The 26,957-nt window shown below is 68.0% G+C and carries 28 protein-coding genes; 16 read left to right on the top strand and 12 right to left on the bottom strand.

What is annotated here, in order from left to right:
- The first annotated feature begins 38 nt into the window (after nucleotides 1-38).
- The 13 genes from cofD to lpqB all read left to right on the top strand — a co-directional run bounded on the left by cofD (nucleotide 39) and on the right by lpqB (nucleotide 13,650).
- A complete protein-coding gene (cofD, locus tag M8859_RS23380; RefSeq protein WP_159920584.1) occupies nucleotides 39-1,037 on the top strand; it encodes a 2-phospho-L-lactate transferase in 999 nt (332 codons plus the stop codon).
- Complete coding sequence (locus M8859_RS23385; RefSeq protein WP_159920586.1) at nucleotides 1,034-2,380, top strand: coenzyme F420-0:L-glutamate ligase; 1,347 nt, start codon at nucleotides 1,034-1,036, stop codon at nucleotides 2,378-2,380. The genes cofD and M8859_RS23385 overlap by 4 nt, the downstream gene beginning before the upstream one ends.
- Nucleotides 2,381-2,417: 37 nt before the next feature.
- Nucleotides 2,418-2,936 carry an NUDIX hydrolase gene (locus M8859_RS23390; protein ID WP_195069505.1) on the top strand — a complete coding sequence of 173 codons (519 nt, stop codon included), beginning with the start codon at nucleotides 2,418-2,420 and terminating at the stop codon, nucleotides 2,934-2,936.
- Nucleotides 2,937-3,131: 195 nt separating this feature from the next.
- Complete coding sequence (locus M8859_RS23395; RefSeq protein WP_159921263.1) at nucleotides 3,132-4,379, top strand: alkane 1-monooxygenase; 1,248 nt, start codon at nucleotides 3,132-3,134, stop codon at nucleotides 4,377-4,379.
- On the top strand, nucleotides 4,376-4,549 hold the full coding sequence (locus M8859_RS23400; protein WP_159920590.1) for a rubredoxin: 174 nt from the start codon (nucleotides 4,376-4,378) through the stop codon (nucleotides 4,547-4,549). Before M8859_RS23395 ends, M8859_RS23400 begins: the two co-directional genes overlap by 4 nt.
- Complete coding sequence (locus M8859_RS23405; protein ID WP_249644818.1) at nucleotides 4,546-4,728, top strand: rubredoxin; 183 nt, start codon at nucleotides 4,546-4,548, stop codon at nucleotides 4,726-4,728. The genes M8859_RS23400 and M8859_RS23405 overlap by 4 nt, the downstream gene beginning before the upstream one ends.
- A gap of 40 nt (nucleotides 4,729-4,768) precedes the next feature.
- Nucleotides 4,769-5,389, top strand: a complete 621-nt coding sequence (locus tag M8859_RS23410; RefSeq protein WP_159920592.1) for a TetR/AcrR family transcriptional regulator — start codon at nucleotides 4,769-4,771, stop codon at nucleotides 5,387-5,389.
- Between the two features lie 191 nt (nucleotides 5,390-5,580).
- A complete protein-coding gene (locus M8859_RS23415) occupies nucleotides 5,581-6,717 on the top strand; it encodes an alkane 1-monooxygenase (protein WP_223521076.1) in 1,137 nt (378 codons plus the stop codon).
- 55 nt (nucleotides 6,718-6,772) lie between these two features.
- A complete protein-coding gene (gene ahcY / locus M8859_RS23420) occupies nucleotides 6,773-8,257 on the top strand; it encodes an adenosylhomocysteinase (protein WP_159920596.1) in 1,485 nt (494 codons plus the stop codon).
- Between the two features lie 145 nt (nucleotides 8,258-8,402).
- Entirely contained in the window at nucleotides 8,403-9,050 is a 648-nt protein-coding gene (locus tag M8859_RS23425; RefSeq protein WP_195069504.1) for a dTMP kinase, read from the top strand.
- Between the two features lie 78 nt (nucleotides 9,051-9,128).
- Nucleotides 9,129-9,806, top strand: coding sequence for an MtrAB system response regulator MtrA (mtrA, locus tag M8859_RS23430; RefSeq protein WP_159920600.1), 678 nt, complete (start codon nucleotides 9,129-9,131; stop codon nucleotides 9,804-9,806).
- The gene (mtrB, locus tag M8859_RS23435; RefSeq protein WP_372492934.1) at nucleotides 9,803-11,830 is read left to right on the top strand and encodes an MtrAB system histidine kinase MtrB; all 2,028 of its coding nucleotides are present in this window, start codon (nucleotides 9,803-9,805) and stop codon (nucleotides 11,828-11,830) included. The genes mtrA and mtrB overlap by 4 nt, the downstream gene beginning before the upstream one ends.
- Entirely contained in the window at nucleotides 11,827-13,650 is a 1,824-nt protein-coding gene (gene lpqB, locus M8859_RS23440) for an MtrAB system accessory lipoprotein LpqB (protein WP_159920602.1), read from the top strand. The genes mtrB and lpqB overlap by 4 nt, the downstream gene beginning before the upstream one ends.
- Before the next feature lie 108 nt (nucleotides 13,651-13,758).
- Here lpqB and M8859_RS23445 read toward each other — a convergent pair whose 3' ends face one another.
- Complete coding sequence (locus M8859_RS23445; protein WP_195069577.1) at nucleotides 13,759-14,145, bottom strand: VOC family protein; 387 nt, start codon at nucleotides 14,143-14,145, stop codon at nucleotides 13,759-13,761.
- A complete protein-coding gene (locus M8859_RS23450; protein WP_195069503.1) occupies nucleotides 14,145-14,441 on the bottom strand; it encodes an ArsR/SmtB family transcription factor in 297 nt (98 codons plus the stop codon). The genes M8859_RS23445 and M8859_RS23450 overlap by 1 nt, the downstream gene beginning before the upstream one ends.
- A gap of 163 nt (nucleotides 14,442-14,604) precedes the next feature.
- Between M8859_RS23450 and M8859_RS23455 the strand changes: the two genes are divergently transcribed.
- Entirely contained in the window at nucleotides 14,605-15,249 is a 645-nt protein-coding gene (locus M8859_RS23455) for a ComF family protein (protein WP_201295149.1), read from the top strand.
- 182 nt (nucleotides 15,250-15,431) lie between these two features.
- Nucleotides 15,432-16,163 (top strand): ribosome hibernation-promoting factor, HPF/YfiA family, encoded by a 732-nt coding sequence (gene hpf / locus M8859_RS23460; protein WP_370523772.1) that lies wholly within the window; start codon nucleotides 15,432-15,434, stop codon nucleotides 16,161-16,163.
- Nucleotides 16,164-16,326: 163 nt separating this feature from the next.
- Here the strand turns inward: hpf and M8859_RS23465 are convergent, their stop codons facing one another.
- From M8859_RS23465 to M8859_RS23475, 3 genes are read right to left on the bottom strand one after another with little or no spacing between them, the layout of a single operon-like run.
- Nucleotides 16,327-16,851 (bottom strand): zinc metalloprotease, encoded by a 525-nt coding sequence (locus tag M8859_RS23465; protein ID WP_159920610.1) that lies wholly within the window; start codon nucleotides 16,849-16,851, stop codon nucleotides 16,327-16,329.
- 47 nt (nucleotides 16,852-16,898) lie between these two features.
- Nucleotides 16,899-17,336 carry a hypothetical protein gene (locus tag M8859_RS23470; RefSeq protein WP_195069501.1) on the bottom strand — a complete coding sequence of 146 codons (438 nt, stop codon included), beginning with the start codon at nucleotides 17,334-17,336 and terminating at the stop codon, nucleotides 16,899-16,901.
- Between the two features lie 10 nt (nucleotides 17,337-17,346).
- A complete protein-coding gene (locus tag M8859_RS23475; protein WP_159920614.1) occupies nucleotides 17,347-18,048 on the bottom strand; it encodes a helix-turn-helix domain-containing protein in 702 nt (233 codons plus the stop codon).
- 307 nt (nucleotides 18,049-18,355) lie between these two features.
- On the opposite strand from M8859_RS23475, the gene M8859_RS23480 reads away from it, so the two are divergent.
- The gene (locus tag M8859_RS23480) at nucleotides 18,356-19,648 is read left to right on the top strand and encodes an acetyl-CoA C-acyltransferase (RefSeq protein ID WP_195069500.1); all 1,293 of its coding nucleotides are present in this window, start codon (nucleotides 18,356-18,358) and stop codon (nucleotides 19,646-19,648) included.
- Between the two features lie 64 nt (nucleotides 19,649-19,712).
- Here M8859_RS23480 and M8859_RS23485 read toward each other — a convergent pair whose 3' ends face one another.
- The 7 genes from M8859_RS23485 to M8859_RS23515 form a co-directional block, all read right to left on the bottom strand.
- Nucleotides 19,713-19,883 carry a hypothetical protein gene (locus tag M8859_RS23485; protein ID WP_159920618.1) on the bottom strand — a complete coding sequence of 57 codons (171 nt, stop codon included), beginning with the start codon at nucleotides 19,881-19,883 and terminating at the stop codon, nucleotides 19,713-19,715.
- Nucleotides 19,884-20,028: 145 nt separating this feature from the next.
- Entirely contained in the window at nucleotides 20,029-20,649 is a 621-nt protein-coding gene (bluB, locus tag M8859_RS23490; RefSeq protein ID WP_249644849.1) for a 5,6-dimethylbenzimidazole synthase, read from the bottom strand.
- 115 nt (nucleotides 20,650-20,764) lie between these two features.
- Nucleotides 20,765-22,021: a fatty acid desaturase family protein gene (locus tag M8859_RS23495; protein ID WP_195069499.1), complete on the bottom strand. Its 1,257-nt coding sequence runs from the start codon at nucleotides 22,019-22,021 to the stop codon at nucleotides 20,765-20,767.
- 99 nt (nucleotides 22,022-22,120) lie between these two features.
- Entirely contained in the window at nucleotides 22,121-23,557 is a 1,437-nt protein-coding gene (locus M8859_RS23500) for a fatty acid desaturase (protein ID WP_249644819.1), read from the bottom strand.
- A 45-nt stretch (nucleotides 23,558-23,602) separates the two neighbouring features.
- The gene (locus M8859_RS23505; RefSeq protein WP_159920626.1) at nucleotides 23,603-24,760 is read right to left on the bottom strand and encodes a ferredoxin reductase; all 1,158 of its coding nucleotides are present in this window, start codon (nucleotides 24,758-24,760) and stop codon (nucleotides 23,603-23,605) included.
- A 124-nt stretch (nucleotides 24,761-24,884) separates the two neighbouring features.
- On the bottom strand, nucleotides 24,885-25,460 hold the full coding sequence (locus M8859_RS23510) for a DUF6912 family protein (RefSeq protein ID WP_195069575.1): 576 nt from the start codon (nucleotides 25,458-25,460) through the stop codon (nucleotides 24,885-24,887).
- A 10-nt stretch (nucleotides 25,461-25,470) separates the two neighbouring features.
- The gene (locus M8859_RS23515) at nucleotides 25,471-26,889 is read right to left on the bottom strand and encodes a WS/DGAT/MGAT family O-acyltransferase (protein WP_159920629.1); all 1,419 of its coding nucleotides are present in this window, start codon (nucleotides 26,887-26,889) and stop codon (nucleotides 25,471-25,473) included.
- Between the last annotated feature and the right edge of the window lie 68 nt (nucleotides 26,890-26,957).

Raw genomic sequence — 26,957 nt, forward strand, 5'->3', positions numbered from 1 at the left:
AACGGGAGCCGCCACGCCAGCGCATAGGCTGTGCGGATGTGACTGGACAACAAGCGGACGCCACGCCCGCCAACGGGCCCCGCATCGCCGTGCTGGTCGGCGGGGTCGGTGGCGCGCGTTTCCTACAGGGCGTCCGGGAACTGCTGCCCGAGGCGGACGTTTCCGCGATCGTGAACGTCGGTGACGACGTGTGGATGCACGGCCTCCGGATCTGCCCCGACCTCGATACCTGCATGTATACCCTCGGCGGCGGAATCGATACCGAGCGGGGGTGGGGCCGGGTCGGCGAAACCTGGCACGCCAAGGAGGAGCTCGCGAAATATCACGCACAGCCGGACTGGTTCGGCTTGGGTGACCGGGATATCGCCACGCATCTGATCCGCACCGAAATGTTGCGTGCCGGGTACCGGCTCTCGGCGGTCACCGAGGCGCTGTGCAACCGGTGGCAGCCGGGCGTGAAACTGATCCCGGCAACCGACGATCGCTGTGAAACGCATGTCGTTGTGACCGATCCGGACAACCCTGGCGAACGGCGCGCGATCCATTTTCAAGAGTGGTGGGTTCGCTACCGGGCGAACATCGACACCCACGGATTCGCCACAATTGGCGCCGATGAAGCCAAACCGGCGCCAAATGTGATCGATCTCATAGAATCCGCCGATGTGGTTCTCCTCGCGCCGTCGAACCCCGTTGTGAGCATCGGCGCCATCCTGGCCGTGCCCGGAATCCGCGGCGCGCTGCGCACCACCGCGGCCAAGGTGATCGGCGTTTCCGGCGTGATCGACGGCAAGCCGCTGCGCGGTATGGCCGACGAGTGCCTGTCGGTGATCGGAGTGGAGACCACGGCCGAGGCGATCGGCCGGTACTACGGCGCCCGCTCGGCCACCGGCATCCTGGATGGCTGGCTGATCCACAGCACCGACACCGCCGACGTGCCCGGGGTGGAAGTGCGTAGCGTGCCCTTGCTGATGACCGATCCGCCGACCACCGCCGAAATGGTGCGTCAGGCGCTGGATCTCGCCGGAGTCGCCCTGTGACCACACCGACCGATCACGCGGCCGACGAGCTGCGCATCCTGCCCGTCACCGGGCTGCCCGAATTCCGCCCGGGCGACGACCTCGCCGAGCACATCGCGCGGTGCGCGCCGTGGCTGGCCGACGGTGACGTGCTCGTGGTCACCAGCAAGATCGTCGCCAAGGTCGAGGGGCGCATCGTGGAAGCGCCGCTGGACCCCGAGGAGCGCGACGCCGCCCGGCGCAGGCTCATCGATCAGGAGGCGGTGCGGGTGCTCGCCCGTAAAGGCCGCACCTTGATCACCGAGAACAAACTCGGGATCGTGCAGGCTGCCTCCGGTGTCGACGGCTCGAACGTCGAGCGAGGCGAGCTCGTCCTGCTGCCCACCGACCCGGATGCCAGCGCCAAGGCGCTGCGCGCCGCGCTCGCCGAACGCTTGGGCGTGACGGTCGCGGTGGTCGTCACCGACACGATGGGCCGGGCTTGGCGCAACGGGCAGATCGACGCGGCGATCGGCGCCGCGGGCTTGCGGGTGCTGCACGACTACGCGGGTGCGGTCGACGGCCAGGGCAACGAGTTGTTCGTCACCCAGGTGGCCGTGGCCGACGAGCTGGCCGCCGCCGCGGACCTGGTCAAGGGCAAGCTCGGCGGCGTCCCGGTCGCCGTCGTGCGCGGGCTGCCGATCGCCGACGACGGCTCCGGGGCCGCCGATCTGCTCCGCGGCGGCACCGATGACCTGTTCTGGCTGGGCACCGCGGAGGCGATCGAGCGCGGCCGCAAGGAGGCGATCCTCCTGCGTCGTTCGATCCGCCAGTTCTCCGACGCGCCGGTCGACCCGGAACGCATCCGCTCGGCGGTCTCGGTTGCGCTGACCGCGCCCGCTCCACACCACACGCGCCCCGTGCGGTTCGTGTGGCTGCGCAAACGGGATCTGCGCGCTCGGCTGCTGGAAGCGATGGCGCAGAAGTGGCGCGCGGATCTGACCGCCGACGGCCTCCCGCCGGAACGGATCGAGCGCCGGATCGCGCGCGGGCGCATCCTGTTCGACGCGCCCGAGGTGATCATTCCGTTCTGCGTGCCGGACGGTGCGCACGACTATCCGGACGAGCGCAGGCGAGCCCACGAGCGCACGATGTTCACCGTCGCGGTGGGCGCCGCCGTACAGGGTCTGCTGGTCGCCCTGGCCACCGAGGGCATCGGCAGCTGCTGGATCGGGTCGACGATCTTCGCCCCTGAGGTCACCCGCGACGTGCTCGGCCTGGCCGAGGACTGGAGCCCGCTGGGCGCCGTCGCCATCGGCCATCCGCTCGAGGAGCTGACCCCGCGGCAGCAGGCAGGCGCGGGCTCCGGGCTGGTCGAGCTGTGAGCGGACCGAGCGCCGCCGCCGTCCGGGCGGGTCGCCGGTGAGCGCGGAGTCGTTGCGCGCTTCGGCCACCGAGTTGCTCGAAACGTGGTGTCCGGCCACCGATCCCGAGCGATCACTGCGCGAGGCGATGCTCGCCTTCCTCGGTTCGGCCCCGCGTGGCTGTCTGCGCGAGCACGCGCCGGGGCACATCACCGCCTCCGCGGTCGTCTTCTCCCACGACGGACGCGAGGTGCTGCTCACCTTGCATCCGCGCGTCGGCCGCTGGATCCAGCTCGGCGGCCATTGCGAAGAGCGGGACGACACGGTCGCGGGCGCCGCGTTGCGCGAAGCGATCGAGGAGTCCGGCATCGCGGACCTGCGGCTGCTACCGGGGCTCTACGGCGCGCAGGCGCATCCCATCACCTGTTCGCTCGGCGTGCCCACCAGGCACCTGGACCTCCTGTTCCGCATCACCGCTCCCGTGGGCGCGATCCCGGTGCGCAGTCACGAATCCACCGACCTGCGCTGGTGGCCGGTGGACGATCTGCCCGCAGACGCCGACGTTCTGCTGCGTTGAGTCAACCGGTTCGCTGACCCTTGCCGAGGCCGAGCCCCGGCCGGATGCCACATCCGGCCGGGGCTTTCCTCGTTCGATTCCCGGGGTCTTTACAAATTAGGTTATTTGTATAGACAAGCGACAAAGAGCGCTATATCGTCCATCATTGAGGTAATGCGCGTCACATCTGGCGTGCCGTTCGGAATGGAGACGACGATGTCGACGTACGCCGACATGCCCGCGCAGCCGGTCGAGGTGCCGGCTTGGCGGGACCGCAAGCGTTATATGTGGCTGTGGGGGTTGTTCGCCCCGACCGGTCTGTTCACCATCGGGTTGCCGCTGATCTGGGCGTTGAACGAACTCGGCTGGCACGGCCTCGCGCAGGTGCCGTTCTGGCTCGGGCCGATCCTGGTCTACGTGCTGATCCCGATCGCGGACGTCTTCTTCGGCCCGGACGGCGACAACCCGCCCGACGAGGTGATGGAGTACCTGGAGAACGACAAGTACTACCGCTACCTCACCTACCTGTACCTGCCGTTCCAGTACGCAACCCTGATGATCGCGGCCTATCTCATCACCGCCGACGAGGTGAGCTGGCTCGGCTTCGACGGCGGGCTGCACGTGGTGGACAAGATCGGGCTGGCGATCACCGTCGGCATGATCGGCGGCATCGGCATCAACACCGCGCACGAGCTCGGCCACAAGAAAGTCGACCTGGAGCGCTGGCTGTCGCGCATCGCGCTGGCCCAGTCCTTCTACGGGCACTTCTACATCGAGCACAACCGCGGCCACCACGTGCGCGTCGCGACGCCCGAGGATCCGGCCAGTTCTCGGGTGGGGGAGACGTTCTGGGCCTTCTGGCCACGCACGGTGTGGGGCAGCCTGAAGTCGTCCTGGAAGCTGGAGAAGGCTCGGCTGGACCGGCTCGGCAAGAAACCGTGGAACCTGCGCAACGAAGTGCTCAGTGCGTGGCTGATGTCAGCGGTGCTGTTCGCGGGATTGGTCGCGGTGTTCGGCGTCGAGTTGCTGCCGTACCTGGTTCTGCAGGCCGTGGTCGGCTTCAGCTTGCTCGAGGCGGTCAACTACCTGGAGCACTACGGCCTGGTGCGGCAGCGCACCGCGAGCGGGCGGTACGAGCGGCCCGCGCCGGTGCACAGCTGGAACAGCGACCACATCGTCACCAACATCTTCCTGTACCACCTGCAGCGGCACAGTGATCACCACGCCTACCCGACCCGGCGTTACCAGACGTTGCGCAGCTGGGACGGCGCGCCGAACCTGCCCAGTGGCTACGCCAGCATGATCCTGCTCGCGTATTTCCCCCCGCTGTGGCGCCGCGTCATGGACAAACGGGTGCTCGCGCACTACGACGGCGACATCACCCGCGCGAACATCGATCCGGCGAAGCGAGAGAAGGTGCTGGCGCGCTACGGCTCCGCTCAGGCCGCGAAGGGCACAGCGTGAGCGCGTATCGCTGCCCCGTCTGCGACTACGTCTTCGACGAGGCGAAAGGGGCGCCGCACGAGGGTTTCCCGCCGGGCACGTCGTGGGAGACGGTGCCGGACGACTGGTGCTGCCCGGACTGCGGCGTACGGGAAAAGATCGATTTCGAGCCGATGGGAGCTGGAAAATGACGGAGTACAAGCTGTATCAATGCATCCAGTGCGGCTTCGAATACGACGAGGCCGAGGGCTGGCCGGAGGACGGCATCGCGCCGGGGACCCGCTGGGACGACATCCCCGACGACTGGACCTGCCCGGACTGTGGCGCCGCCAAGGCGGACTTCTACATGATCGAAATCGAACGGTCGTGAGATTTTGACTGCGGCAGGCGCCCGTGACAGTGTCGCGGGTATGCCGCGCAACGGAACCAGGATTCCCTACCAGGAGGCCGCGCGGGAACTGCTGCGGACGTCGGTCCTGGACGCGATGCGCGAACTGCTCACCGAGCGTGACTGGTCCAAGATCACGCTCGGTGACGTCGCGGCCAGGGCCGGCGTGAGCAGGCAGACGCTGTACAACGAATTCGGCTCGCGCAGCGGACTCACCCAGGCCTACGCCCTGCGCCTGGCCGACTTCCTGGTCGACCACGTCGACGCCGCGATCAACGGCAACGTCGGCGACGTCCGCGCGGCCTTCCGCGACGGGGTGGCCAACTTCTTCTTCGACGCCGCGTCCGACCCGCTGGTGCAGTCGCTGGTCGCGGGCGAGGTGAAGCTGGATCTGCTGCGCCTGATCACCCTCGACGCCGGGCCGTTGCTCGAGCACGCGACCGAGCGGCTGTCGCGCGCCTTCCAGCACAGCTGGGTGGCGGCGTCGCCCGCGGAATCGGACGTGATCGCGCACGCGCTGGTGCGAATCGCGCTCAGCTACATCCCCACTCCGCCCGGCCCCGGCCGAGACGCGCCCGCGGAGTTGAGCGCCCTGCTGAGTCCCTACGTCGAAGCGATCCTCGCCCAACGAGTGCAGAGCTGAGCTCGTGCGGGCAACCGATTCGCGACCCGGCGTACCTGTAGCACATTGAAAACAGACTGCCCGGCTTCTGATAGCGATCACATCTCAACCGACCGCAGGGGTGTAACGGACACCAAGTCGCCGAGTATTCTCATGCGACGGTGTTCGGGTCTTCTTTGAGTGGGGCAAAAGTGCAAACGGTTGGCAAACCAGTGGGATCACCTGATCCCAAACGCCATCTGTGGGTTCTCGGCTTGCTCGCGCCTTCGTCCGCCTTGCTGCCGTCGCAGCTGGTGCTGCACACCGGCGCCGAGGTCTTCTGGTGGATCGGGCCGATCATTGTGCTGATCGTCATCCCGGTGCTGGACTGGGCGATCGGCGTGGACGGTACCAATCCGAGGGACGAGGATTACGAGCTGCTGTCCAACGACCGGTACTACCGGTGGTGCACCTACCTGATGCTCCCGGTCCTGCTGATCGGCCTGGTGATCGCGAGCCGCATGTGGGCCGGTGACGAACTTAGCGTGGTCGACAAGCTCGGTTTGGCCGCCACTCTCGGATTCGTCAGCGGTATCGGCATCAATGCCGCCCACGAACTCGGGCACCGGGTCGAACGTTCGGAGCGCTGGCTGGCGAAGATCGCGCTCGCCCAGTCCGGCTACGGGCACTTCTTCGTCGAGCACAATCGCGGCCACCATGTGCGGGTGGCGACGCCGGAGGATCCGGCCAGTGGCCGACTAGGCGAGTCGCTGTGGGAATTCCTCCCCCGCAGCGTTTCCGGGAGTTTCCGTTCCGCGCTCGTCCTCGAGCGCGAGCGGCTCGCGCGCAAGGGCAAGGGCTGGTGGAGTGTGCACAACCACATCCTGCAAGCCTGGTCGATGACGCTCGTCCTGTTCGGCGCCCTGGTCGCGGCGTTCGGTTACCAGGTGCTGCCCTGGCTGCTGCTGCAAGCCGTCATCGGTATCGGCCTGCTGGAGACGGTGAACTACGTCGAGCACTACGGACTGCTGCGGGCGCGCCGCCCGAACGGCACGTACGCCCGCTGCTCGCCGCGCGACAGCTGGAACAGCGACCATCTGGTCACCAACATCTTCCTGTTCCACCTGCAGCGCCATAGCGATCACCACGCCAACCCGGGCCGCCGCTACCAGACGCTGCGCAGCTCGGATCAGGCTCCGCAACTGCCCGCGGGCTACGCCGCCATGATCGTGATCGCGGCCATCCCGCCGTTGTGGCGCCGGGTGATGGACGGGCGCGTGCTCGCCCACTACGGCGGCGACCTCACACTGGCGAACATCCAACCGCGCAAGCGGCGGCGCATCCTGGCGGCCCGCGGGGTGACCGCCTGAAAGCGTTCGGGAGCGACTAGCCTTGCCTCGGTACTTGCCGAACCAGGAGAGGCCGATGACCACCTCAGAACTTCCCGCACGCACGTCGTTGACCGCCGATGTCCGCAACGGCATCGACTACAAGGTGGCGGATCTGTCGCTGGCCGATTTCGGCCGCAAGGAGATCCGTCTGGCCGAACACGAGATGCCCGGTCTGATGGCGCTGCGCCGCGAGTACGCCGAGGTGCGGCCGTTGCAGGGCGCGCGCATCTCCGGCTCGCTGCACATGACCGTGCAGACCGCGGTGCTGATCGAGACCCTGACCAGCCTCGGCGCCGAGGTCCGCTGGGCCTCGTGCAACATCTTCTCCACCCAGGACCACGCGGCCGCCGCCGTGGTCGTCGGCCCGCACGGCACCGTCGACGAGCCCCAGGGCACCCCGGTGTTCGCCTGGAAGGGCGAGACCCTGGAGGAGTACTGGTGGGCCGCCGAGCAGATGCTCACCTGGCCGGGCGAGCCGGCCAACATGATCCTCGACGACGGCGGGGACGCCACCATGCTCGTGCTGCGCGGCGCGCAGTTCGAGAAGGCGGGCGTGGTGCCGCCGGAGGACGAGGACCACTCGGCCGAGTACAAGGTGTTCCTGAACCTGCTGCGTGAGCGGTTCGAGACCGACCGGGGCAAGTGGAGCAGGATCGCCGAATCGGTCCGCGGCGTCACCGAGGAGACCACCACCGGCGTGTTGCGGCTCTACCAGTTCGCCGCGGCGGGCGAGCTGGTGTTCCCCGCGATCAACGTCAACGACTCGGTCACCAAGAGCAAGTTCGACAACAAGTACGGCACCCGGCACTCGCTGATCGACGGCATCAACCGCGGCACCGACGTGCTGATCGGCGGCAAGAAGATATTGATCTGCGGCTACGGCGATGTCGGCAAGGGCTGCGCGGAATCGCTTGCCGGACAGGGCGCCCGGGTGCAGGTCACCGAGATCGACCCGATCAACGCGCTGCAGGCGCTGATGGACGGCTACGACGTGGTGACTGTGGAGAAGGCGATCGGCGATGCCGACATCGTCATCACCGCGACCGGCAACAAGGACATCATCACCCTCGATCACATGAAGGCGATGAAGGACCAGGCCATCCTCGGCAACATCGGTCATTTCGACAACGAGATCGACATGGCCGCGCTGGAGCGTTCCGGTGCAACGAAATTGAACATCAAGCCGCAGGTCGACCTGTGGACGTTCAAGGAGAGCGGCCGCTCGATCCTGGTGCTGTCGGAGGGGCGGCTGCTCAACCTCGGCAACGCGACCGGCCATCCGTCCTTCGTGATGTCGAACAGCTTCTCCAACCAGGTGATCGCGCAGATCGAGCTGTGGACCAAGCCGGAGGAATACGACAACGAGGTCTACCGGCTGCCGAAGCACCTGGACGAGAAGGTGGCCCGCATCCACGTCGAAGCGCTCGGCGGCGAGCTGACCAAGCTCACCAAGGACCAGGCCGAGTACATCGGCGTCGACGTCGAGGGCCCGTTCAAGCCCGACCACTACCGCTACTGAGCGCACGGCCGCGTGTCCCGCCGCCGTTCGCGGGCGGGACCGCGGCCCTTCGGGCACGTCGTCCGCGCACCCGGCGGCAGGCGCGGTATCCGCGCTGGTCAGCCGGTGTGAGCGCGGGGCAGGAGGCGGAGTATTCTCCCTGGTCATGGGAGTGCTGATAGCGGTCGAGGGCCTCGACGGCGCGGGCAAGCGGACGCTGATCGATCGAGTCGTCGCCGATCTGCGTGACCGTGGGCTGCGCGTCGCGACGACGGCTTTCCCGCGCTACCGCGTCTCGGTGCACGCCGACCTGGCCGCCGAGGCGCTGCGCGGCGCGCACGGCGACCTCGCCGAGTCGGTCAACGGCATGGCGCTGTTGTTCGCGCTGGACCGCGCGGGCGCCGCCGACGAGCTGTCGAAGCTGTTGGCCGACAACGACGTCCTGCTTCTGGACCGCTACGTCGCCTCCAACGCCGCCTACTCGGCCGCCCGGCTCGGGCAGTCGGCCGACGGCGAAATCGTGGACTGGGTGGGCGAATTGGAATTCGGCAGATTCGCCCTGCCGACGCCCGCGCTGCAAGTGTTGCTGGACGTGCCCACCGAGCTCGCGGCCGAGCGTGCCCGCAGGCGTGGCGAACTCGACGCCGAACGCGCGCTCGACGCCTACGAGCGTGACGGCGGCCTGCAACACCGCACCGGAGCCGTGTACCGTGAGCTGGCCGAACGCGACTGGCGCGGGCACTGGTGGACACACCGATCCGACGACGGCCCGGCTACGCTGGCCGCGCGGATCGCCGAAATCGTTGGTCGATAAGGTTGGCTGTGCCGTGGGTTCGCACCAGTGTTGGCGTGGCGGCCCGATCCTGGCCTGGGAGATGACAACATAGTAGTTATGAAGCCGAAGATTCTGGTCGTCGACGACGATATGGCACTCGCTGAGATGCTCACGATCGTCTTGCGCGGGGAAGGGTTCGACCCGCATGTGGTCGGCGACGGCACGCAGGCCCTGGCGGCGGTGCGCGAACTCCGCCCCGACTTGGTGCTGCTGGACCTGATGCTGCCCGGCATGAACGGCATCGATGTGTGCCGTGTGCTGCGGGCCGATTCCGGGGTCCCGATCGTGATGCTCACGGCGAAGACCGACACGGTCGACGTCGTGCTGGGTCTGGAATCGGGCGCCGACGATTACATCGTCAAGCCCTTCAAACCGAAGGAGCTCGTGGCTCGCGTGCGGGCCCGGCTGCGCCGCACCGAGGAGGAGCCCGCCGAGCTGCTGTCGATCGCCGATATCGTGATCGATGTGCCCGCGCACAAGGTCAGCCGCGGTGGCGCGCAGATTTCCCTGACGCCCCTGGAGTTCGACCTGCTCGTCGCCCTGGCCCGCAAGCCGCGCCAGGTGTTCACCCGTGAGGTCCTGCTCGAGCAGGTCTGGGGCTACCGGCACGCCGCCGACACCCGCCTGGTGAACGTGCACGTGCAGCGGTTGCGGGCGAAAGTGGAGAAGGATCCCGAGAACCCGGAGATCGTGCTGACCGTCCGCGGTGTGGGTTACAAGGCCGGACCGCCGTGATCCATGGCGTCTTCGCGCGTCTGGAACGATCGCTGGTTCCGGTGGTGGCCTGGTTCCAAGCGGTCGGCATTGCCTTAGGTCACCTCTGGCGCCGCTCGCTGCAATTGCGCGTCATCGTGTCGACGCTGACGCTGTCGCTGATCGTCATCACGATCCTCGGCGTGGTGCTGACCAGCCAGATCACCGACCGGCTGTTGGACGCCAAGATCAACGCCGCGGTCGAGGAGATGGAGCGGGCGCGCAACACGGTGGAGAGCCAGCTGGCCGGTGTGCACGACATCGGCGCCCAGCCGCAGCGACTGGAAGAGGCGCGCAACGCGCTGTCCAACCGCGGCGGCACCGGCCGGTCCACCGGCGCGGCAGGAAGTTTCGATTCGGCGCTGAGCGTCATCGGCGGGATGCCGCCGCAGCAGATCGCCTCCGGCCCGATCCAGGAGGTGCCCGACGAACTGCGGCGGTTCGTGCAGCGCAACCAGGTCAGCTACCAGTTCGCCACGGTCGGCGACGCGGATGGATACCGCGGTCGCGCGCTGATCATCGGCAGTCCGAGCGCGGAGATCCCCACCCTGGAGACCTACCTGATCTTCCCGCTGGCCAACGAGGAGCGCAGCCTGTCGCTGATGCGCGGCACCATGCTGGTCGGCGGCATCGTGCTGCTGGTGTTGCTGGCCGCGATCACCGCGCTGGTCACCAGGCAGGTGGTCCTGCCGATTCGCTCCGCGGCCCGGATCGCGGGCCGGTTCGCCGACGGCAGGCTCAAGGAACGCATGCTGGTGCGCGGTGAGGACGACATGGCCCGGCTGGCCCAGGCGTTCAACGAGATGGCCGAGAGCCTGTCCAACCAGATCACCCAGTTGGAGGAATTCGGCAATCTGCAGCGCCGGTTCACCTCCGATGTCAGCCACGAGTTGCGTACCCCGCTCACCACCGTGCGCATGGCCGCCGACCTCATCCACGGCAGCAGCGACGACCTCGATCCCGCCCTGGCCCGCAGCGCCGAATTGCTGGTCAACGAGCTGGACCGGTTCGAAGGCCTGCTCAACGACCTGCTGGAGATCAGCAGGCACGACGCGGGCGTCGCCGAACTGCAAGTCGAATCGTTGGACGTGCGGATGTGCGCGCGGGCCGCGATCTCGACCGTGCGGCACCTGGCCAAGGACGCCGGTGTCGAGGTGATCAGCGACATGCCCGACGAGCCGCTGGTCGCCGAGGTCGATCCGCGCCGCGTGGAGCGCGTGCTGCGTAATCTGCTCGCCAACGCGATCGACCACAGCGAGGGCAAGCCGGTGCTGATCCGGATGCGCGGCGACGTCGAGGCCAACGCCGTCGCCGTCGTCGTGCGGGACCAGGGGATCGGCCTGCGGCCCGGCGAGGAGAAGCTGGTCTTCAACCGGTTCTGGCGCTCGGATCCGTCCCGTATGCGCCGCTCCGGCGGCACCGGCCTCGGTCTGTCGATCAGCGTGGAGGACGCGAACCTGCACGAAGGCAGGCTCGAAGCCTGGGGTGAGGTCGGGATCGGCGCCAGCTTCCGCCTGACGCTGCCGCTGGTGCGCGGCAAGAAGCTCGGGCCGAGCCCGCTGCCGCTGGAACCGGGGCGCAAATCGTTGCGCGTGGTCGAGCCGGAGCTGCCCGCCGAGTCCGGACCGGATATGGCCGCCGCGGAGGGGCGCGAAGTGCTGGAGCGGGCGGCCGGACAAGACGGCTTCGAACCGGGCGGCGACAGGGCGGAAGCCGTGGACGCGGAAGGCATCGGTACGACACCGGTGCGAGACGAGGTCACGGCGTCCGAAGCCACGCCGGCGCACAAGGACGCCGCCGAGCCCGCCCACGAATCCGAGGCGACATCAGCGCCGGGCTCGGAGCCGAGCGGCGATGATTCGCACGAAGTGGCCGATGGCACGACGCCGACGGACGGCGCCTCGACAGAGGAAGCGCATGCGTCGGGAGCGAACGGATCGCGAGCGTCCGAGTCGGCGCAGACCGGGGGCGGCGAGTCGCGCGAATCGGGGGACGTACAGTCATGAGAATGCGTGTCGGGTCCGGGCGAATGCCGCGACTGACCGTGCTGTCGGCGGCGGTCCTTGCGGTCGTGGTGCCGCTCACCGCGTGCGCCAGCCTGCCCGAATCCTCCGCGCCGGAGGCGCTGGGCACCATCAACCGGGAGCCGACCACCGAGGGGCCGCCGCCACCGGTCGCCAACCGCGATCCCGATCTGCTGCTGCGTGACTTCCTCCAGGCCACCGCCGATCCGGCGAACCGGCATCTCGCCGCCCGGCAGTACATGACCCCCGCGGCCTCCACCCAGTGGGACGACGCGGCGGGCACCGTCATCCTCGAGAAGCCGGACACCCTGCGGGAATCGCGCTCGGGTGACAAAGCCAACTACTTGATCCGCGCGCGCAAGGTAGGCGAGCTGTCCGCCGATGGCGGGTATCGGCCCAGCGACGATATCCCCATCGTCGAGAACAAGATCGAGCTGACCAAGGTCGACGGCGAGTGGCGCATCGACGAATTGCCCGACGGCGTGGTCATGGACTCCACCGCGTTCTTCAAGTCCTACCGCCGCTACGCGCTGTACTTCATCGATCCCGGCGGCAATACCGCCGTGCCGGATCTGCGCTGGTTCTCGGTGCCGAAGGCGCAGCTGACCCAGCGGCTGCTCAGCTCGCTGATCGAAGGGCCGCAGCCCGCGCTGGCATCGGTCCTGCGCAATGAGCTGACGCCGCCGATCGCGCTGCGCGGGACGATCACCAAGGCCAACGGCGACCCCGACGGCGTCGGCATCGGGCTCGGTGGCGTCAGGATCGACTTCGCGGGAGCGTCTGTGCTGAATCCGCGCGAGCGCGAACTACTGGCCGCACAGGTGGTGCTCACCTTGTCCAGCGCCGACATCCTCGGGCCCTACCAACTGCTCGCCGACGGCAAGCCGTTGGACGAGCGGTTCGCCGCGGACGGATGGAACGTGGCCGACGTACAGCAGTTCAATCCGGCTGCCGCCGCGCGCAACCAGGCCGGACTGCACGCGTTGCGCGGCGGCGGGCTGGTGCAGATCGCGGGCAACGGCGGCATCACCCCCGCACCCGGCTACTTCGGCGGGGTGAGCAACCTCCAGTCGGCGACGCTGTCGCCGGACGGTCAGCTCGTCGCCGCCGTGGCGCAGGCGGGACGTCCCTCGGGAGAGCCATCGAACACCTTGATGGTCGGGACTTACGGGGGCAACGCTTTTCCGGTGGCCGAGGGCGTCACCGTCACCCGGCCTTCGTGGACTTCCGACGGCAGCGCCGCATGGGCGGTGGTCGACGGGGCGCGGGTCATCCGCGCGGTCACCGATCGGGGCACCGGCAACGTGTCGGTGCAGAACGTCGACATCTCGGCGTTGACGGCCGCCTCCTCGGCCACCGCGCCCCGGCTGCCGATCACCGAACTCCGGATCTCCCGGTCCGGGGTACGGGCCGCGATGATCGCCAACGGCAAGGTGTACGTCGCGGTGGTGGTACCGCAGCCGGACGGGAAGCTGACCCTGACTTCGGCGCTGCCCGTGGCCGTCGACCTCAGCACGGCCGCGGTGTCGGTGGACTGGCTGGACGCCGACACGATCATCATCGCCCGCGAGGGCAATGTCGACCCGGTGAGCACCGTGTCGGTCGACGGCTCCGAACCCACCCCGCTGACCTCGCAGAATCTGACGGCGCCGGTGCGCTCGGTGAGCGCAAGCGCCGATCATCAGTACGTCGCCGACTCGCGCGCGGTGCTCGAGCTGACCACAGCTCCGGGGCAGGGCCAGCCCTACTGGCGTGAGGTCCCCGGTCTGGGCGCGAACGCGATACCCGTTCTTCCCGGCTGAGATCGGCCTTCCGCCCGCGCCCCGGTGTCGGGTGCGGGATGGGCTCGGCTGGCGTCGCTCACCGGCACGCGCAGGCGGCGTCGAACCAACTGGTCCGATGGCGACCGACTACTTCATGGCGGCGATCTGGATCAGGTTGCCGCAGGTGTCGTCGAAGACGGCTGTGACCACCGGTCCCAAATCCGTCGCGTCCTGCGTGAATTCGACGCCCACCCCTTTGAGCCGCTCGACCTCGGCGTACACGTCCTCGACGGCGAACTGCGTGAACGGGATGCCGTCGGTGACCAGTGCCTTCTTGAACGGGCCTGCCGCGGGATGGCCGTCCGGCTCCAGCAGCAGCTCCACGCCGTCCGGGTCGGCGGGGGAGACCACGGTGAGCCAGCGGGCCTCGCCCGCGGGCACGTCGGTCTTCTTGATGAACCCCAGCTTCTCGGTGTAGAAGGCAAGCGCCTTGGCTTGGTCGTCGACGAACACGCTGGTGATGTTGATGCGGATCACGGGTTTGGTTCCTCTCGGTCGATGGGCCACCGCTCGACGATCGAGCGCAGCGGGCTCGTGTCGATGTGGTGGAACTTGTACCGGCCCTGCCGCCGGGTGTGCACCAGGCCGGCCTGTTCGAGCACCGCGAGGTGCTGCGAGATGGCTTGGCGCGAGGAGGCCAGGCCGTGCTTCATGGTCAGCCGACCGCAGATCTCGAACAGCGTCTGACCGTCCTTGTCGGTCAGCTCGTCCAGGATGATGCGTCGCGTCGCGTCGCCGATGGCCTTGAACAGGTCGGGGTCTGCCTCCACGTACCCAGTTATATGCAAGTCACCACTTGCCTGTCAAGAGTGGGAGACCGCGGCCGCACCGCCGGAGTGGCGCAAACAGTTCCGCGGCAACGAAACCGGCGTTCTGCCGCGATCGCCGTAGCGGTCGAGCGAACTTGTCGGCCGGTGGACGCACACTCGGTTGATGCGAACCCTGCTCGATCTGGTGCTGCCCGCCGCCTGTGCGGGTTGCGGACGTCCTGGAGCCGGTTGGTGCGCCGAATGCGCACTCGCTCTGGCCGGTCCGCCGGTGCGGGTGTGGCCGCGCACCGACCCGGGCGTCCCGTGCTGGGCGCTCGGGCCGTACGCGGGTCCAGCGCGCCGCGCGGTGCTCGCCGTCAAGGAGCGAGGACGGCGGGATCTGGCGGAACCACTCGGAGTGGGGCTCGCGGGAGCGCTCGCCGAGCTGCGCTCGCCACGTCTTCCGCTGGTCCTGGTGCCCGCGCCGAGCAGGGGGGTGGCGGCGCGGCGCAGAGGCGGCGATCCGGTGCTGCGTGCGGCCTCGGTAGCTGTGCGATGGCTGCCGAACAGCCGGATGTTGCCCTTGTTGCGAGTGCGGCGCGGAGTGCGTGATTCGGTGGGCTTGACACCCGCACAGCGGACTCGCAACCTGGCTGGGCGGGTGACCACGATTCCCGGTCGCGCCGCCGACTGGGGAGTACCGGCCGATGCCGAGGTAGTGCTGGTCGACGACGTGCTGACCACCGGTGCGACGGCCCGCGAGTCGATGCTCGCGCTCGAGCGGGCAGGGTTGCCGACACATGGCGTTCTCGTTACGTGTGCTGCTTGACTCCGGGAAATTTGCGTGAACACTGGCGATCAGCCCGTTGGCGGACTAGCGTCGCGGACACACACCCGAACCGCAAGTTTGGAGGTGGCGCCTCGGACAACTCGTGCCGGGTAATTGTCGCTCGGCACTGCTCATCCCGCCGCACTGGAATCGGTCGGTGCGGCCAGATCCGGGAGGTACGCGTGACGACTTCTTCACGACCTTCAGTGAATGATCCCGCTACTTCGGTGCTGGATTCCGGCACCCAGGAAGCATCAGAGCAACCCGCAGCGGAACGACCACGGGCGCCACGCGGCGACATCGTGGTGAAAGGCCGCAACGTCGAGGTGCCCGACCACTTTCGTGTTTACGTCGCGGAAAAACTCTCCCGATTAGAACGCTTCGATCCGTCGATCTTCCTGTTCGACGTGGAGCTGTTCCACGAGCGCAACCGTCGGCAGCGCAAGAACTGCCAGCGCGTCGAAATCACCGCGCGCGGAAAGGGTCCCGTCGTGCGGGCCGAGGCCTGCGCGGACAGTTTCTATGCCGCCTTCGAGTCGGTGACCGCGAAGATGGAGAGCCGGTTGCGCCGCACCAAGGATCGGCGCAAGGTGCATTACGGCGACAAGACGCCGGTCTCCGTCGCCCAGGCTACAGCCGCCCTGGTGGACGACTCCCTGTTCGAGCGGCTCGGGGAGTCCGGCGCCGCGCACGCGCACCCGGAGGAAGCCCCGGAGCCGGACTACGAAGCGGGTCCAGGTCATATCGTGCGCACGAAGGTGCACGCGGCGACTCCGATGTCCGTCGACGACGCCCTCTATCAGATGGAGCTCGTCGGCCACGACTTCTTCCTGTTCCACGACAAGGAGACCGACCGGCCCTCGGTGGTCTACCGCCGTCACGCCTTCGACTACGGTCTGATCCGTCTGGCCTGACGTAAACGAACCGCACTGCTCGTCTCCACTTCTCCGGGCATTCAGCTCACCGGCTGGATGCCCGGAGATCTGCGTCGAACGGCCCCGTGGCCATCGGCGTGCCGGCGCGACCAGCAGCCGCCGATCCGAGCCGAAATCCCGACGGCGCCGGGAATCGGCGACGTCACCGCCGCCGGTCGCGGAAGAACGTGCGGTGCAGCAGTGAGTCGCGGCGCGGCGGACGCATGGCGTGCAGCATCACCATGTCGGCGAAGGTCTCCGCGTCGCGCTCGCGGATGGTGCCGTAGTCGGTGCGGCCGAGCACGTGGGCGATCGACTCGGGCGAGATCGAGGGCAGCAGGTCGGCCACGGCGGCCACGGTCGGTGTGCTCGAGGACGGGTCACCGGGTTCGGACTGTTCCGGGCCGTGTCCGAGCAGCATGTGGCCGAGTTCGTGCGCGATGATGTGCTCGGCGTGCCATTCGGTGGTGTCGGCGCCGTAGACGATGACGTCGCTGTCCTGTTTCGCGATCCACAGGCCGCTGCCCGTGCCGCATCCGGTGCCCGCGAGCAGCGCGGTATCGATCGGCAACAGGCTGATGCTGCGGCCACGGTAGGCCGCGATGTCGTCGAGATAGGTCTGCAAATCCCATGGGTGGGGTATCGGGAGGTCCCGGGTCAAGCTCCGGAACCGGGCCTGGATGGCCATGCGATCGGTCTCCTACAAAAGCTCGGTGGCCCATGTAGGGAAGCATGCTACCGACTCGGCGGCATCGACCTTTCCGTGCTCCGGATGATCTCGGCCAGTATCGACCGATCGATGTTGGACCCGCGCAGCGCGATGCTGGCGACGTTCGCATCCCGCATGGTGGCGAGCAATTCGAGTTCCCGGTCGATCGCGTTCGCGGCGGGTCCACTGGTCAGCAGGTAATCGGCGGCCACGCCGAAGCCGTGCGCCACCGCGGCCAGGATCTCGACATCGACTGACGCCGCGGCGTTCTCGTCGTCGAACGCGCCGTCGCGCAGACGGGTCAGGTAGTCGGCGGGCACCGTGCGGCCGAGGAATTCGCTGACCTGCGCGGCGACGGATTCGGTGCTGCGCTCCGGCGCGGATCGCGGATGCACCACGGCGAACAGCCGATTGATCTTGTGACTCAATGCCGGGGCCGTGCCGTGCGGTCCGTCGTCGATCATTCCTGCCCCTTCACTCACCGCTTCGTGGCGCTGTCGTCGCCACGTTGGCCGCTAGCCAGCGTGCGCGGAATCGGGCTTCGGTCGCTGCATCGATATCCTCCGATCGACCGGCCAGCCAGCGGCGGTACCGGCGTTCCTGTAGCTCGCCGGAATCGCTCACCTCCGCGGGAACCGCGAGCAGATGCGCGAAGGCCATTTCCACCAGCGGGTGCAATTGCCTGCCAGGTCCGCCGTTGCGTTCGAGCATGGCGGTCGCGTACCGCGCGGACAGTTTGGAGACCACCCGGTTGAGTTCCGCGATCGCGGAGACCACCTGCGGGTCGGCGGTGCGACCGTTCTCGACGGCATCGGTGAGCCGCCCCGATGCCGCGAGAAGGCCGGTGAGGTCGGAGATCTCGAACCGGATCGCGTCCGGCCCGGCCACCACCGAGTCACCCGCGCCGCGTTCGCCGTTCGCGGGTTCGTCGGCGGCGGGGACGCCTCCCGCATAGGTGCGTGCGGCGCTGCCCGGAAGCCATCGCAGCGGGGCGTCGAGTTTGTTCAGCGTCTGCATGCTGATCGTCGCCTCGCCGTCTTCGATCTTCCGGATGGTCGGCGCCGAAGGTCCCCCGAGGTCGCCGATCTGTAGCTGGGTGAGGCCGAGCTCGTCCCGGCGTTCTTTGATGATTCGCCCGAATCTCTTCTGCCGCGACAGCTCCGAAGGGCTATGCATAGTGGGTTCATGGTAAGTCGCCGATAGCTCGGAGGCAAATGAATAGAAACTATTTGAAAACTGCGTCGAAAGTTTGTTACCGTTCTTTGCGTCGGATGGCAGCGGAGTCATGCGGTGGTTCCGGAGCGCGCAGGGGCGTCCGCCGGGACGGGCGTCTCCGGTCTGCCGCGCAACGGCGCGTGGCAGACCGGATCAGCGGCGGTGGAGGGGATCGTCGCTGGTCGGGTTCACCGTCGGCGAAGGGGGTCGACGGTGAACCTTACTTTGCAGTAAGTTTGGTGGTCCGAAGCTTTCGAAAGGAAATCGCATGGCCACCAGAGCTGCTCGCCGTGCTGTGATCGTGTCCGGTGCGCGAACGCCGTTCCTGCGAGCGTTCACCGGATACACCACCATGGACTCCATCGCGCTGGCCGACGCCGCGGTGCGCGGCTTGCTGGAGCGCACGGGGCTGCGCGGCGCGCAAGTGGAGGCGATCGTGTGGGGCGGCGTCATCCTGCCGAGCGCGGCGCCCAACATCGCGCGGGAGATCGCGCTGGACCTGCGGTTGGACCCGGGCTGTGAGGGCTACACGGTGACCAGGGCCTGCGCCTCGGGTCTGCAGGCGGTCACCTCGGCCGCGGCCGCCATCGAGCGGGGCGAGTACGACGTCATGATCGCGGGCGGCAGTGATTCCACTTCGAACGCCGAGGTGAAGCTGCCACAGAAGGTCGTGCACGCGGCAGCGCCGCTGGCACTGGGCAAGCCGAAGCCGAAGGACTACCTGTCCGCGGTCGCGCGCCTCGCGCCGTTCACCGACCTGCTGCCGAGCCGTCCCAGGATCGCCGAGCGCACCACCGGCGAGGTGATGGGGGAGTCGGCCGAGAAGATGGCGCGCATGCACGGCGTGAGCCGCGCCGATCAGGACGAGTTCGCCGCCCGCTCGCACCACCGCGCGGCGGCTGCCATCGAGTCGGGCCGATTCGACGACGAGGTGCTGCGAGTCCGCACGCCCGAAGAGGAGGACATCGCGCGCGACGGTCTGGTGCGCGCCGACACCAGCGTCGCGAAACTAGCCGCTCTGAAACCGGTTTTCGCCGCCGACGGCAGCGTGACCGCAGGCAACGCCAGCCCGCTCACCGACGGGGCCGCCGCGGTGCTGCTGATGAGCGAGGAGAAAGCGCATGCTCTCGGCTACCGGCCCCTGGCGGCGTTCCGGTCGTGGAGCTACGTGAGCGTCGATCCGGCCGATCAAGTGCTGATCGGCCCCGCCATCTCGATGCCGCGCGCGCTGGAGAAGGCCGGAATGTCGCTGGGCGACGCCGATCTCGTCGATATCCACGAGGCCTTCGCAGCCCAGACCTTGGCAGTGCTGACCGCGCTCGCCAGCGACGAATGGGCCAAGACCCGGCTCGATCGCGACACCGCCGTCGGCGAAGTGGACGTCGACAAACTGAACGTGCACGGAGGCTCGATCTCGCTCGGTCACCCGTTCGGCGCCACCGGTGCGCGCATGGTGACCAGCATGGCCAACGAGCTGGCGCGCACGGGCAAGAGCACGGCGTTGCTGGGTATCTGCGCCGCGGGCGGTATCGGCGCGTCGGCGGTGCTCGAACGCGTCTGACGCGGTGCCCCGCCGACCGGCTCCGAGTTCCGCGTCGGTCGGCGGGGCGCTACCGGCGGCGGCCTCAGGCCTTGCCCGTGGCGCCCCGCCGCTTGCGTCCCTCGTCGGCGATCAGCCGAAGACAGGTCTGGTGCTTGGTCTCGCCGGGGATGCCCTCCCGACGCAGGCGCAACATCGCCTGTGCCAGATCGATGCCCAGCTCGCTCGACAGCCGAACAGCATCGACATTGGCCATTGCACAAACCTCCTGGAACCGACGAACTAACGATCAAGCGCACTGCGTGCGAAGCAGTTTCGCCCTTGTCGTACCCGATCGGCATTCGATTGAACCATGAACGATCCACACATTTGGGTAACGATGCGCGGCCGGGCGAAGGAATTCAGCCGCGATAGGTTTCGCGGTGCACCGCGTCGGTCAACGGTCTCCCGGCGCGCCAGCCGAAGCGCTCGAGGTCTGGGACGCGCTGGATTTCGTGCACCGGCCCGACGCACAGCCAAGCGACCGGGCGGACGCCCTCCGGGAGGTCGATCAGGTCGGCCAGGAACCCGGGATCGTAGAACGACACCCAGCCGACGCCGATGCCTTCGGCGGTGGCGGCCAGCCACAGGTTCTGGATGGCGAGAACCGCGGAATAGATGCCGGTTTCGGGCACCGTGGCCCGGCCCAGTACCTGCGGCCCGCCGCGATCGTGGTCGTAGCAGACCACGATTCCGGTGCCGCTCTCGAGAATGCCCTCGATCTTGATCGGCTCGAAGGTCGCGGCACGCTCGGCTGGCAGCGCGTCCCGGAACTCGACGCGTTTGCCTGCCACGTGGTCGGCGAACTTGCGCAGTGTCACCGGTTCGCGGACCACCACGAAATCCCACGGCTGCGAATTCCCTACGCTGGGCGCCCGATGCGCGGCCTCCAGCAGCCGCCACAGTGTCGCATCGTCCACGAGTTCACCGGTGAACTCCGCGCGGACGTCGCGGCGGCGCCGGATGGCCTCGTAGACGCTCAGAACCTCAGCATGCACCGCCCGAGTCAATCAAACCCGGCGAGTCCACCGCGCACGGCGTCGGCGTCCGCGTTCCGATGTCCGTCGGCCCGGATCGCGAGATCCGAGCCGACGAGACTCAGCGGGCGGCGGAGGCGCTGCGCCGGGCGAGCCGCCGGCGTCCCTGGGCGAGCGCGGTGCGCAGACCGCGGCGCCGACCGGTCACCGGATCGATCGTGGCGGCGGTGCGGCCGCCGAACCTGCGTTCCGACGCGGTTTCGGGAGCATCGTCGGGGGTGGCCCGCAGGTACTTGTTCGGCAGCGCCAGCTTGAGGATGGTGCGCCACGCCTTGAAGTACTGCACCGGCAGCGAACCGGTGGTGTAGGGCAGGTCGTACTTGTCGGCCAGCTCGCGCACTCGCACCGCGATATCGGCGTACCGGTTGCTGGGCAGATCGGGGAACAGATGATGTTCGATCTGGTGGCTCAGGTTGCCGGTCATGAAGTGCATGACCGGGCCGCCGGAGATGTTGGCGCTGCCCAGCATCTGGCGCAGGTACCACTGGCCCTTGGTCTCGCCGTCGATATCGTCCCTGGTGAATTTCTCCGCGCCGTCCGGGAAATGCCCGCAGAAGATCACCGCGTTGGACCAGACGTTGCGGACCGCGTTGGCGGCCAGGTTGGCCGTCAGCGTGGAGAAGAACGCGGGGCCGGTGAGCGCGGGGAAGACCACGTAGTCCTTCAGGACCTGCTTGCCCATCTTGGTGAGCGCCTCGCTGCGCTTGCGCTCGAACTCGGCCCGCTCAGGGGAGCCCGGCTTGTACCGGCCCGCCGCCAATTTGCCCAGCTCCAAGTGCTGGATGGCAACGCCGTACTCGAAGAACAGCTGCAACACCAGGTTGTAGACCGGGTTGCCCAGGTTGAACGGCTTCCAGCGCTGGTCGCGCGTCACCCGCAGCAGGCCGTAGCCGATGTCGTCGTCCATGCCGAGCACGTTGGTGTACTTGTGGTGCAGGTAGTTGTGGGTGTGCTTCCAGTGCTTGGCCGCGCCGGTGTTGTCCCATTCCCATGAGCTGGAGTGGATTTCCGGATCGTTCATCCAGTCCCACTGCCCGTGCATGACGTTGTGCCCGATCTCCATGTTCTCGATGATCTTGGCCGTACCGAGCAGGGCGACGCCTGCCAGCCACGCGGCGCGCACCGGGCTGGCGAACAGCACCGCACGGCCGCTGATCTCGAGGACTCGCTGCAAGCGGATGACATTGCGGATGTACTTCGCGTCGCGCTCGCCGCGCGAGGCCTCGATTTCTCGCCGGATCGCATCGAATTCCGCGCCGAGCGCTTCCACGTCGGCCTCGGTGAGGTGGGCGTATTCCTTGACATCCGAGATCGCCATATGGGTTACCTTACCGTAAGTTACGAGAGCGTAGGTTACGAAGTTCACCGCGTGGCTGTGTCAAATACCCTATTGCGACTGGAGATGTGGGCTGGTAGTTTACCGTGCCTTTCGGCGGAAGCTGAAATGCCTGTCACGCATCGCCTTCTCGCGCAGCGCCGCTTGTTCGTGCCGGGCTCGCTCCTGAAGCGCGACCTTGGCGCCCCGCAGTACCTCTCGCTCGTGTTCGGCCTTCTCCTTCAGCGCCGCCTTGGCCTCACGCAGCATCTCCTTCTCCTGTCGCGCCTTGTCCTGCAGCACGACCTTCGCCTCGTGCAGCGCCGAACGCAGGCCCCGCCGCTTGCCGGTCTCCGGATCGACGCGCAGCCAATGCGTGGACTCCGTGCCGAGCGTCGGCAGCGTGATACCGGCGAACTTGCGTTCCGACGAGGTCTCCGGCGCGTTGTCGGCGGTCGCCTTGAGGAACCGGTCCGGCAGTGCCAGCTTGTGGATGGTGCGGAAGGCGAGCAGATACTGCTTGGCCAGCGACCCGGTGGTGTAGGGCAGGTCGTACTTGTCGCACAGCTCGCGCACCCGCACCGCGATCTCCGGGTACCGGTTGCTCGGCAGATCGGGGAACAGATGATGCTCGATCTGGTAGCAGAGGTTGCCGCTCATGAACGCCATGGCGGGCCCCGCCTTGAAGTTCGCGCTGCCGAGCATCTGGCGCAGGTACCACTCGCCGCTGGTCTCGTTCTCGAGCTGCTCGACGGTGAACTTCTCCGCGCCGTCGGGGAAATGACCGCAGAAGATCACCGCGTACGCCCACAGGTTGCGGACCAGATTCGCCGTCGCGTTCGCCTTCAAGGTCTGCTTGAACGCCGGACCGGTGAGCGCGGGATAGAACAGGAAGTCCTTGGCCACCTGACGGCGGATCTTGCGGCCGAACGCCACATTCGGCTCCGACATCAGCTGCCAGGGCGGGGTGCCCGCGAGCTCCTTCTCGATGCTCCAGTCGTGCAGGGCGATGCCCCACTCGAAGGTCGCGGCGAGCAGCAGGTTCGCCAGCGGTTGCACCAAATGGATCGGTCGCCACGGCTCGTCGCGGGTCATACGGAGGATGCCGAAGCCGAGATCCTCGTCCTTGCCCAGGACATTGGTGTAGGTGTGGTGGGAATAGTTGTGCGCGCGGCGCCACTGCGCGGAAGGGCCGGTCATGTCCCACTCCCACGATGTGGAGTGGATCTCCGGGTCGTTCATCCAGTCCCATTGCCCGTGGCTGACATTGTGCCCGAGCTCCATGTTCTCGATGATCTTGGCGACCGAGAGCAGCGCGGTGCCGGTCAACCAGGCCCAGCGGTTACGGCTGCCGAACAGCACGGCGCGGCCCGCTACTTCGAGGCCGCGTTGCGCCGCGATCGCGCGCCGGATGTACTTGGCATCACGCTCGCCACGGGACAGCTCCACCGAACGCCGGATGGAATCGAGTTCCTGCCCCAGCGTCTCGATATCGGTCGTGGTGAGGTGGGCAAACGCCTTGATGTCGGTGATGGCCACCGGGGTCCTTTCCCTACTCGATTCACATCGAGGGTACCTGCCGGACTACACGTCCAGGGTGCAGTCGCCCGCCGCTACCGAGATGCAGGTCTGCACTTTGTCGCCTTCCCGGTGCTCCTCGCCGTTGCGCAGATCGCGCACGTGGCCGGAACTCAAGGTGACGACGCAGGTCTGGCAGATGCCCATCCGGCAGCCGAACGGCATCTGCACCCCGGCGGACTCGCCGGCTTCGAGCAGGCTGGTCGCACCGTCCGCCTCGACGGTGCGGCCGGTCTTGCCGAAGGTGACCGTGCCGCCCTCGCCGACCGCCGAGCGCTCGATCTCGAAACGTTCCACGTGCAGCCGGTCCGACAGGCCCGCCTCGCGCCAGTGGTTCTCGATCTCGTCGAGCATCGCGGCCGGTCCGCACGCCCAGGTGTCGCGTTCGCGCCAATCCGGGAACTCGGTGTCGAGATCGGCGAGAACGAACTTGCCCTGCTCGGCGGTGAGACGCAGGCGGGTGTCGAAGCCCGGGTTGCGCTCGTGCAGTTCGTGCAGCTCCGCACCGAACATCACGTCGTCGGCGGTGCGCGCCGAGTGCAGGTGCGCCACGTCCGTGAACGACTCGCGGCGGTCCATCGCGCGCAGCATGGACATCACGGGTGTGATGCCGCTGCCCGCGGTGAGGAACAGCACCTTCTCCGGCGGCGGGTACGGCAACACGAACCCGCCCTGTGGCGCGGCGAGCCGGACGACGGTGCCGACCGGCACGCCGCCGACCAGGTGGCTGGACAGGAAGCCTTCGGGCATGGCCTTCACGGCGATGGAGATCAGCCGCTTACCGCCGTGGCCGGGCACGGACCAATCCGGCGGACAGGTCAGCGAGTACGAGCGCCAGTGCCAGCGTCCGTCGACCAGGAGGCCGATGCCGATGTACTGGCCGGGCAGGTATTTGAAGTCGAAACCCCACCCCGGCTGGATCACCAGCGTCGCGGCGTCGGCGGTCTCCTTGCGTACCTCCACGATGCGTCCGCGCAGCTCGCGGGCCGACCACAACGGGTTGGCCAGATGCAAGTAGTCGTCCGGCAGCAACGGCGTGGTCACTCGCGCCACGGCGCCGCGCAACACGTTCAACTTGCCGCCGCGCTCGGCGACGCTCGCGGCGGGCGCCTCCAGCCACGCACGGACGCCTCGCACGGAGAAGCTCCCTATTTTCGAACCCATCGCTGCCGTTGGTCTCCCTGTCGTCGGATGCGCAAGGCCGCCGTCTCCCCGATCGGATGCCTCGCCGCAAGGTTACGGCATCGTAGGTTATGGCGGGGGACGAGTCCGCGCACGGCGGCGCGGGTCAGAGCAGTTCGAGCAGGAACGGCAATTCCTGTGCGGCGTACCAGGCCAGTTGATGATCTTCGGCGTCCCCGAGCACGAACTCGGCGTCGGTGTCGCCGAGATCGGCCGCGTCGACCACATCGACGGCCTTGGCCACCTGCGGCTCGGCGTCGGCCAGATCGACGTGCACAGAGGCGATCTGCTGGTAGCCGATCGGACCCGTCAGCCGGACCACCGCGTCGTCGAGGTCGGGTCGCAATTTCGCGCCGGTCACGTCGGCGGCGATCACCGCGCGGCGGTACACCGGCCCGCCGCCGGTGACCGGCGCGGCCTCGTCGGAGTCGGGGTCGGGGTCCGAGTCGGGGTCGGAGTCCTCCGACGACCCGATCGCCTCGCGTTCGGCGGCGAGCAGTCGCAGCGAGGCGCGGGCGGCCTCGTTCATGGCGACCTCGCCGAGCTCTTCCTCGTCACCGGAGGCGTAGGCCTCGCGCAGCGCGGGCGTCACCGCGAAGGCGGTCCCGCTGACCGGCGTCAGTTCCCTGCGCTCGACCAGCTCGCGCAGCATCGGCACCGTAGCCGGGATGTAGACCCGCAGCTTCTTCTGATCAGACGCAGGCACCGAGCATCTCCTCCATGGAATCGCGCACCGCCGTGGCGAGCACGCCGATGTCGGCCATCGCGTCGCGGTCGGCGTTGAGCCCGTAGAACACGCGCCCGTCGTAGGACGTGATCCCGATACTCGACGCTTGATTGCGCAGCAGTGGCGACACCGGGTACATCTCCAGCATCCGCGCGCCGCCGATGTACATCGGCGCTTGCGGACCCGGCGCGTTGGTGATCACCAGATTGAACGTGTGTTCTGCGAAGGTACTCGCCGCGCGCACACTCATCGCGTGCAGGCTGGCCGGAGCGAATCCGGCCAGGTGCACGAGGGTACGCGCGCGGACGCCGCGCCGCTGCCGCCCGTTGGATTCGGTGGCGTGCGCGATGTGCGACAGCCGCATCACCGGATTCGGCTCGCCGACCGGCAGATCGATCAGGAACGAGGACACCTCGCTCGCCGATTGCGCCTGGCCGTCGGTCCCCTCGACATACACCGACATCGGCACCACCGCCCGCAGCGTGGTCGACTCGCTGAGCGCTTCGCCGCGCGACAGCAGCCAGTTGCGCAGGGCGCCGGTGACCACCGCGAGGATCGCGTCGTTGATCGAACAGCCGAAACGCTTGCGGATCGTGCGGTAGTCGGCCAAGTCGGTGCGCACCACGGCGAAGCGCCGATTGCGCGAAGTGCGGGTGTTCAGCGGGCTGTCGGGTGCGCCGGTCGCGGCGGTGCGCACGGCGGCGACCACCGACTCCACCGCCTTGCCCGCCGTTCCGAGCACCGCGAACGCGTTGGCGCTCGCGTCGCGGGCCACTTCCAGCGCCCGGCGCGGCTGCGCGGCGAGCTGGCCCAGCGCGCTCACCAGCAGTTCCACTTCGCCGGGTTCGCGTGGCGCGATCCAGTCGTCGCCCGCGAACTCGCGTGGCGCCGGCCCGGCGTCGAGGATCACGTGACCGATCTCGAGTGCGGTGTCCCCGTCCACCAGCGCGGAATGGGTCTTTGTGAAGATCGCGCAGCGGCCCTCGGACAGCCGTTCGATCAGGTACATCTCCCACAGCGGCCGGGCCGGGTCCAAGGGGTGGGAGGCGAGCCGGGCGACCAGGTCGTGTAGTTGTTCGTCGGTGCCCGGACCGGGCAGCGCCGAGCGCCGGATGTGATAGGTGATGTCGAACCGGCTGTCCTCGACCCAGACCGGCCGCCCCAGCGACAGCGGGATCTCCCGCACTTTGCGCCGGTACCTCGGCACCAGCGCGAGCCTGCTCTCGACCAGGTCGATCAGCCGGTCGTAGTCCAGGATCGGCAGGCCGGAGCCGTCGCCCGATTCGGTGTTCTGCACGATCGCGAGAGAGCCGATGTGGATCGGATTGCTGCTCGACTCGAGCCGGTAGAACGCCGTGTCCTGCGGCGTCAGTCTCGTGATCACGCTGCCCGGTACTCCTTTTCCCGATGCCGCCCCCGCTTATTGTGCTGCCGCACCAACCGTTACCCCGG

The organism is Nocardia sputi, from assembly GCF_023501985.1.